Consider the following 7,842-nt stretch of genomic DNA (forward strand, 5'->3'; position numbering starts at 1 on the left):
CCGCCCGTCCGTGGTGCCGGCGCCCCCGCGCGTGGTGCCGGGGCAACGTCGGTGGGCGGCCCTAGGCTCGGAGCATGATCGCGAGTCTCCGGGGCACCTGCATCGACGTCGCCGGATCGAGCGTGGTCATCGAGGCCGGGGGAGTCGGCTACGCCGTCACCGTCACGCCCGCCCACGCCCTGACGATGCGCCACGGAGCCGAGGTCTTCGTCCGCACCGCGATGATCGTGCGTGAGGACGAGCACCTCCTCTTCGGCTTCGAGACCACCGACGCCCTGCGGGTCTTCGATCTCCTGCGCAGCGTCTCCGGTGTCGGTCCGAAGTCGGCCCTCGGCGTGCTCGCGCACATGGACCCCGGTCAGATCGCGACCGCGGTCGCCCACGAGGACGACGCCGCGTTCCGGAAGGTGTCCGGCATCGGGCCGAAGACCGCGAAGCTCATCACGGTCGCACTCGCCGGCAAGCTCGCCGCGTTCGAGCAGCCCGCCGCGGCTGCCGTGGGTGCCGGCTCGACCGCACACCCCGCGTCCGAGGACGTCGTGGTCGCGCTCGTCGGACTCGGCTGGCGTGAGGACGCTGCCCGGTCTGCCGTCGACGCCGTCGTCACCGAGGACCCGGCCGCCGCGACGTTCGGCACCCAGTCGCTCCTCCGCGCCGCGCTCGGAGCACTCCGACCCGCCGGTGCCGGACGGTGAGCGGCATCACGGCCGCCGGGGCCGAATCTCAGGAGGAGCTCGCGTTCGAGGGCGCCCTCCGTCCGCGCTCGCTCGACGAGTTCGTGGGGCAGCGCAAGGTCCGCGGGCAGCTCGACCTCCTGCTCAAGGCCGCCGCGATGCAGGAGCGCACGCCCGACCACATCCTGATGGCCGGACCGCCCGGGCTCGGCAAGACGACCCTCGCGATGATCGTCGCGCACGAGTCCGGCCGGCCGCTGCGGATGTCGAGCGGGCCCGCGATCCAGCACGCCGGCGACCTCGCGGCCGTGCTCTCCTCGTTGGTCCCCGGTGAGGTCCTCTTCATCGACGAGATCCACCGGATGGCCCGTTCGGCGGAGGAGATGCTCTACCTGGCGATGGAGGACTTCCGGATCGACGTCATGGTCGGCAAGGGGGCCGGTGCGACGAGCATCCCCCTCGACCTCGCGCCGTTCACGCTGGTCGGCGCGACGACCCGCGCCGGTCTGCTGCCGAACCCGCTGCGCGACCGCTTCGGCTTCACCGCGCACCTCGAGTTCTACGAGAAGGACGAACTCGAACAGGTCCTGATCCGCGCAGCGCACCTCCTCGAGCTCGACATCGACCGGTCCGCGCTGCGGGAGATCGCCGGGCGCTCCCGAGGCACTCCTCGCATCGCCAACCGGTTGCTCCGGCGGGTCCGCGACTTCACGCTGGTCCACCGCCCACGCGACGGCATGGCTGCCGTGCAGGGGGCACTCGAGCTGTACGACGTGGACGAGCTCGGCCTCGACCGACTCGACCGGGCAGTCGTCGAGACGATGCTGACCCGGTTCGACGGCGGTCCCGTCGGGCTGAACACGCTCGCGGTCTCCGTGGGTGAGGAATCCGAGACGATCGAGTCCGTCGTCGAGCCGTTCCTGGTGCGTCTCGGTCTCGTCACCCGCACGCCGCGGGGAAGGATCGCCACGCCGCAGGCCTGGCGGCACTTCGGCATGACGCCCGGTCAGTCGGGTGCCGGTCCGGCACTGTTCGGCGACGACGACTGATCGCCGGGCCGCGCGGTCACCCGGCACACACGTTCTCGATGGAGGAGTGCCCTAGACTGCTACGGCCCGAAACCGAGCAACCAGAGAAGGCATCGCATCATGGGTCAAGAAGTCATCCTCATCGTCATCGTCGTGGCGTTCGCGGCCTTCATGTTCTACAACAGCCGGAAGCGCAAGAAGCAGCAGGCGGAGCTCGCCACCAAGATGGTGCCGGGTGCCCAGGTCATGCTGTCGTTCGGCCTCTACGGCAAGCTCCTGTCGGTCGACGACGAGAAGGTCACGGCCGAGGTCGAGATCGCTCCCGGCACGGTCGTCACGGTGCACCGGCAGACGCTCTCCCGTGTCGTGGACGACACCGCGAACGACGTCGACACGACCGTCGTGCCCGAGGACGAGCCGAAGCGGGTCACCGAGCTGAACGGCCAGCCGGTCGTCGACGACCAGGCCCCGGCCTACGGTGAGCGCACCGACGAGACCAACCGCAAGCACGACAACTGATGTTCTGGGCTGCCGGGTCGTGAAGCCCGGCAGCACCACCCCTGCCGTCGGCTCGCGTCGTCGGTCCTGACAGAAAGACGAGACGACCGGTGGCACGATCGACACCCGTCAAGAAGGCGCTTCGCTCGCTCACCTGGTTGGTGATCCTGATGGCGGTCCTCGCGGGGCTCAACACCGCCGCCTCGATCCTCGCCAGCACGACGAAGGACGACACCGGCAAGTGGTTCGCGGGCGCCAGCTGGGTCCCGGAGCTCGCGCTCGACCTGCAGGGCGGCACGCAGCTGACCCTCGCGGCGCAGAACACCGAGGGCGGTTCGGTGACGAGCCAGCAGCTCAACCAGGCCGTGAACATCATCCGCCAGCGCATCAACGCGACGGGTGTGTCGGAGTCGCAGATCAACACGCAGGGCACGAACAACATCGTGGTCTCGATCCCCGGCAAGCCGGACCAGGCGACGATCGACCGGATCGAAGCCGCGGCGAAGCTGACCTTCCGCCCGGTCCTCTACACCGAGGCCGCGACGAACACCGCGGTGGGTGGCAGCGACGGAGCCTCGGCCTCGCCGACGCCGTACACGCCCCCGGCATCGCTGCAGGCCACACCGAGCACGAAGCCGACGAACGGCAGCGACCTCTCGCAGGTCACGCCGGCGCTGCAGGCGCTCTACGAGAACTACAACTGCAAGGCCCCCGACGACGTCACCACCGCGCCCGACGACAAGCCGCTCGTCACGTGCGACCAGGACGGCGCCGCCAAGTACATCCTCGGCCCTGTCGAGGTGTCCGGGTCGGGCATCAGCAACGCCACGTCGGGTCTCGCGACGGACTCGCAGGGTGCGTCGACCGGCCAGTGGGCCGTCAACCTGACGTTCTCGGGCAAGAGCTCGGACGACTTCCGTGACGTCACGAGCCGTCTCGTCAAGCTGCAGCCCCCGCAGAACCAGTTCGCGATCGTCCTCGACGGCACCGTCATCACGGCTCCCGCGTCGAACGCCGCGATCACCAACGGCAAGGCGCAGATCACCGGCAACTTCACGGCTGACTCCGCCAAGACCCTCGCGGACCAGCTCAAGTACGGTGCGCTCCCGATCAACTTCCAGGTCCAGTCGAACGAGAACATCTCCGCGACGCTCGGCACGGCGCAGCTCGTGGGCGGTCTCGTCGCCGGCCTGATCGGGCTCATCCTGGTCATCATCTACTCGGTCATCCAGTACCGGGCTCTCGCGTTCGTGACCGTCCTGTCGCTCGCGGTGGCCGCGGCCCTGACCTACCTCGTGATCGCGATCATGTCGTGGCGTGTCGACTACCGACTGTCGTTGGCGGGTGTGGCGGGTCTGATCGTCGCGATCGGCATCACGGCGGACTCGTTCATCGTCTACTTCGAACGCATCCGTGACGAGCTCCGCGACGGCCGCGGGCTCGAGGGTGCGGTCGAGTCGGGATGGCGTCGAGCCCTCCGGACGATCCTCGCGTCGGACTCGATCAACTTCCTCGCTGCGGTCGTGCTCTACATCCTCGCGGTGAGCGACGTGAAGGGCTTCGCGTTCACGCTCCTCCTCACGACCCTGATCGACGTCGTCGTGGTGGTGCTGTTCACCCACCCGATGATGCAGCTCGTCGCCCGGAGCCGGTTCTTCGGCGAGGGGCACAAGTTCAGCGGGCTCGACCCGACCGCGCTCGGGGCCGTCTACCGGGGCCGTGCGCAGTTCCGCGCGCCGGTCGTGGACGGCAAGCGTCAGCAGCGCAGCGCCGGTGAGGCGCAGCGTCGCCAGACCATCGCCGAGCGGAAGGCCCGCGAAGCCGCGGGGGACAACGGCACGACGCCGGACGGGAAGGACGACTGATGGCCAGCTTCAGCCAGTTCGGCAGCGACCTCTACACGGGCAAGCGCTCCTACGACATCGTCGGGCGCCGCCGCACGTGGTACATCATCGCGATCGTCATGATCGTGCTGTCCCTCGGCATCCCGTGGCTCCGCGGCGGGTACCAGCTCGGCATCGAGTTCACGGGCGGCTCGGAGTTCACCATCTCCGACGTCAAGACCACGAACCAGTCGATCGCGACCGACACCGTCGAGTCGATCGTGCCGGAGGGCGTACCGCGTGTCTCACAGCTCGGCCAGCACGGCATCCGTGTCCAGACCGGCCAGCTGACCGACCGTCAGACCACCGAGGTGCAGGACGCCCTCGCGAAGGCCTACGACGTCCCGGACAGCCAGGTCGCGGCGACCTTCATCGGAGCGACCTGGGGCGCTGACGTGCTCGCGCAGGCCATCCGCGGTCTCGTGATCTTCCTCGCCCTCGCGGCAGTGGTCATGGCGCTCTACTTCCGCACGTGGAAGATGTCCGTCGCCGCCATGACGGCGCTCCTCCACGACCTCCTCATCACGGCGGGCGTGTACGGCATCGTCGGGCTCGAGGTCACTCCGGCGGCGGTGATCGGCTTCCTGACGATCCTCGGCTACTCGCTCTACGACACCGTCGTGGTGTTCGACAAGGTGCGCGAGAACACCGGTCAGGAGAGCGTCCGTACGTTCAAGCAGTCGGTGAACCTCGCGGTGAACCAGACCCTCGTGCGCTCGATCAACACCTCGGTCGTCGCCCTGCTGCCGGTCGCGGCGATCCTCTTCATCGGGTCCTACGTCCTCGGCGCCGGCACGCTCCGCGACATCTCGCTCGCGTTGTTCATCGGCATCATCGTGGGTACGTACTCGACGATCTTCATCGCGTCGCCGATGTACGCCCACCTGCGGGAGAACGAGCCGAAGATCAAGCAGGCCGACGCCAAGAAGGAACAGGCTGCGGCGAAGCGCCAGCAGCAGGTCGACGCGACGGCAGACGTCTGATGGCGGTCGAGATCACCGACATCGACGTCGCGGAGGCCCGGCGCCGTCTGGCCGAGGGAGCCCGGCTGTTCGACGTCCGCGAGCAGGGGGAGTGGGACGAGGTCCACGCTCCCGAGGCCACCCTCGTCCCGATGTCCGAGCTGGTGTCGCGGTGGCAGGAGATCGACGGCGGGGACACCCCCGCGATGGTCATCTGCCACTCCGGCGGCCGTTCGGCCCGGGTGGTCGCAGCACTCGAGCAGTCGGGGGTCGCCGCCGTGAACGTGCTCGGCGGGATGACCGCGTGGGAGCAGTCGGGCGCCGACGTCGTCCGCGGTGCCCAGAGCGAACCGCGTCACGAGCACTGACCGGACGCGCGTAGTCTTGTCGGATCGAGCGCGGAGGCACTCCGCACCGGACGAGGTCTCGGGAGGCGCATCATGACCGACACGCGCGAATCGTCGCAGTCGGACGCCGCGAGCCGTCCGGCGTCGCCCGCCCGTCCGACGAGTCCGATCGGCCCGAACACCACGGGCAACCTCGGCTCGCTCCGCTCGCTGCTGCCGCGGTTGTTCTCCCGGGCGCAGCCGGCCGGCGCGGTCGACACCCTCATCCGCACGGTGCGATCGCACCACCCGAAGGCCGACGTCACCCTCATCGAGCGGGCGTACTCGGTCGCCGAGCAGGCGCACGACGGGCAGAAGCGCAAGTCCGGCGAGCCCTACATCACGCACCCCGTCGCGGTCGCGCAGATCCTCGCCGACCTCGGCATCGGCACGATCACGATCGCCGCTGCGCTCCTGCACGACACCGTCGAGGACACGGACTACCAGCTCGACCAGCTCCGCGCCGACTTCGGCGACGAGATCGCGATGCTCGTCGACGGCGTCACGAAGCTCGACAAGGTCAAGTACGGCGACAGCGCGCAGGCCGAGACCGTCCGCAAGATGGTCATCGCGATGTCGAAGGACATCCGGGTACTCGTGATCAAACTGGCGGACCGTCTGCACAACGCCCGGACTTGGGGGTTCGTGGAGTCCGCCTCGGCCACGCGCAAGGCCAAGGAGACGCTCGAGATCTACGCGCCCCTGGCGCACCGCCTCGGTATCCAGATGATCAAGCTCGAGCTCGAGGACCTCTCGTTCGCGGTGCTGCACCCGAAGCTCTACGTCGAGATCGACAGCCTCGTGAAGGAGCGCCAGCCGAAGCGCGAGCAGTTCGTGCAGAACGTCATCGGCACGCTGAAGAAGGACCTCAAGGCCGCGAAGATCCGCGGCGACGTGATGGGGCGTCCGAAGCAGTACTACTCGATCTACCAGAAGATGATCGTGCGCGGGCGCGAGTTCGACGAGATCTACGACCTGGTCGGCATCCGCGTCCTCGTCCCGACCGTGCGCGACTGCTACGCGATGCTCGGGTCCGTGCACGCGAGGTGGACCCCGCTGCCCGGCCGGTTCAAGGACTACATCGCGACGCCGAAGTTCAACCTCTACCAGTCGTTGCACACGACGGTGCTCGGGCCGCAGGGTCGCGCGGTGGAGATCCAGATCCGCACCCACGAGATGCACCAGCGCGCGGAGTTCGGTGTGGCGGCGCACTGGAAGTACAAGCAGCGCGTCACCGGCCGCGACGTCGACTCGTCGAGCCAGAACGACCAGGACATGGCGTGGCTCGCCCACATCACCGACTGGCAGGCCGAGACCAGCGATCCCGGCGAGTTCCTGGACTCGCTGCGCTACGAGATCGGCGCGAAGGAGACCTACGTCTTCACGCCGCAGGGCAAGGTCATCGGCCTCCCGTCCGGAGCCACGCCGGTCGACTTCGCCTACGCCGTGCACACCGAGATCGGCCACCGGACGATGGGGGCGAAGGTCAACGGTCGGCTGGTGCCGCTCGAGAGCACCCTGTCGAGCGGTGACGTCGTCGAGATCTTCACGTCGAAGAACCCGGACTCCGGTCCCAGCCAGGACTGGCTGACCTTCGTCCGGAGCCCGCGCGCCCGCAACAAGATCAAGCAGTGGTTCACCAAGGAGCGTCGCGAAGAGGCCATCGAGCAGGGCCGTGACGCGATCGCCCGTGCGATGCGGAAGCAGAACCTGCCGCTGCAGCGCATCCTCAGCCAGGACACCATCGCCGAGGTCGCGTCGTCGATGCGCTACGACGACGTCTCCGCTCTCTACGCGGCCATCGGTGAGGGCCACGTCTCGACGCAGTCCGTCATCGAGAAGGTGCTGGGCAGCGTCCAGACCGAGACCGAGACGGACGAGCCGGAGCTCGCCTTCCCCCGGCAGATCACGAGTCGTCAGCTCCGCAACAGCGACTCCGGCGTCCTGGTCCGCGGGGCGCCCGACATCCTCGTGAAGCTCGCGAAGTGCTGCACGCCGGTGCCGGGCGACCAGATCGTCGGCTTCATCACCCGCGGTCAGGGCGTGTCCGTCCACCAGGCGTCCTGCTCGAACGTGAAGTCCCTCATGAACGAGCCGGACCGCATGATCGAGGTCGAGTGGGCCCCGTCGTCGAAGTCGGTGTTCCTCGTACAGATCCAGATCGAGGCGCTCGACCGGTCCGGCCTGCTCAGCGACGTGACCCGGGTGCTGACCGACCACCACGTGAACATCCTGTCGGCGACCGTGTCGACGTCCTCGGACCGCCTCGCGCTGAGCCGGTTCGTGTTCGAGATGGGCGACACCACCCACCTCGACCGTGTCCTCAACGCGGTCCGCCGCATCGACGCCGTGTACGACGTGTACCGCGTCAGCGCCGGCTGACCCCGCCGCACGACCGACTCACGGAGCGC

The 7,842-nt window shown here is 68.6% G+C and carries 7 protein-coding genes; all 7 read left to right on the forward strand.

Annotated elements, in window-relative coordinates; genetic code table 11:
• The first annotated feature begins 74 nt into the window (after nucleotides 1–74).
• Nucleotides 75–695 carry a Holliday junction branch migration protein RuvA gene (gene ruvA, locus ACSW7Y_RS14660; protein WP_438126981.1) on the forward strand — a complete coding sequence of 207 codons (621 nt, stop codon included), beginning with the start codon at nucleotides 75–77 and terminating at the stop codon, nucleotides 693–695.
• On the forward strand, nucleotides 692–1,723 hold the full coding sequence (gene ruvB / locus ACSW7Y_RS14665) for a Holliday junction branch migration DNA helicase RuvB (protein WP_438126982.1): 1,032 nt from the start codon (nucleotides 692–694) through the stop codon (nucleotides 1,721–1,723). The genes ruvA and ruvB overlap by 4 nt, the downstream gene beginning before the upstream one ends.
• A gap of 99 nt (nucleotides 1,724–1,822) precedes the next feature.
• The gene (locus ACSW7Y_RS14670; RefSeq protein ID WP_438126983.1) at nucleotides 1,823–2,221 is read left to right on the forward strand and encodes a preprotein translocase subunit YajC; all 399 of its coding nucleotides are present in this window, start codon (nucleotides 1,823–1,825) and stop codon (nucleotides 2,219–2,221) included.
• Between the two features lie 89 nt (nucleotides 2,222–2,310).
• Nucleotides 2,311–4,065: a protein translocase subunit SecD gene (gene secD, locus ACSW7Y_RS14675; RefSeq protein WP_438126984.1), complete on the forward strand. Its 1,755-nt coding sequence runs from the start codon at nucleotides 2,311–2,313 to the stop codon at nucleotides 4,063–4,065.
• The gene (gene secF / locus ACSW7Y_RS14680; RefSeq protein ID WP_438126985.1) at nucleotides 4,065–5,066 is read left to right on the forward strand and encodes a protein translocase subunit SecF; all 1,002 of its coding nucleotides are present in this window, start codon (nucleotides 4,065–4,067) and stop codon (nucleotides 5,064–5,066) included. The genes secD and secF overlap by 1 nt, the downstream gene beginning before the upstream one ends.
• Nucleotides 5,066–5,413 carry a rhodanese-like domain-containing protein gene (locus ACSW7Y_RS14685; protein WP_438126986.1) on the forward strand — a complete coding sequence of 116 codons (348 nt, stop codon included), beginning with the start codon at nucleotides 5,066–5,068 and terminating at the stop codon, nucleotides 5,411–5,413. Before secF ends, ACSW7Y_RS14685 begins: the two co-directional genes overlap by 1 nt.
• Before the next feature lie 72 nt (nucleotides 5,414–5,485).
• Nucleotides 5,486–7,813, forward strand: coding sequence for a RelA/SpoT family protein (locus ACSW7Y_RS14690; protein WP_438126987.1), 2,328 nt, complete (start codon nucleotides 5,486–5,488; stop codon nucleotides 7,811–7,813).
• The last annotated feature ends 29 nt before the right edge of the window (nucleotides 7,814–7,842 follow it).

The organism is Curtobacterium flaccumfaciens (assembly GCF_051548005.1).
In the GTDB taxonomy this organism is placed as follows: Bacteria; Actinomycetota; Actinomycetes; order Actinomycetales; family Microbacteriaceae; genus Curtobacterium.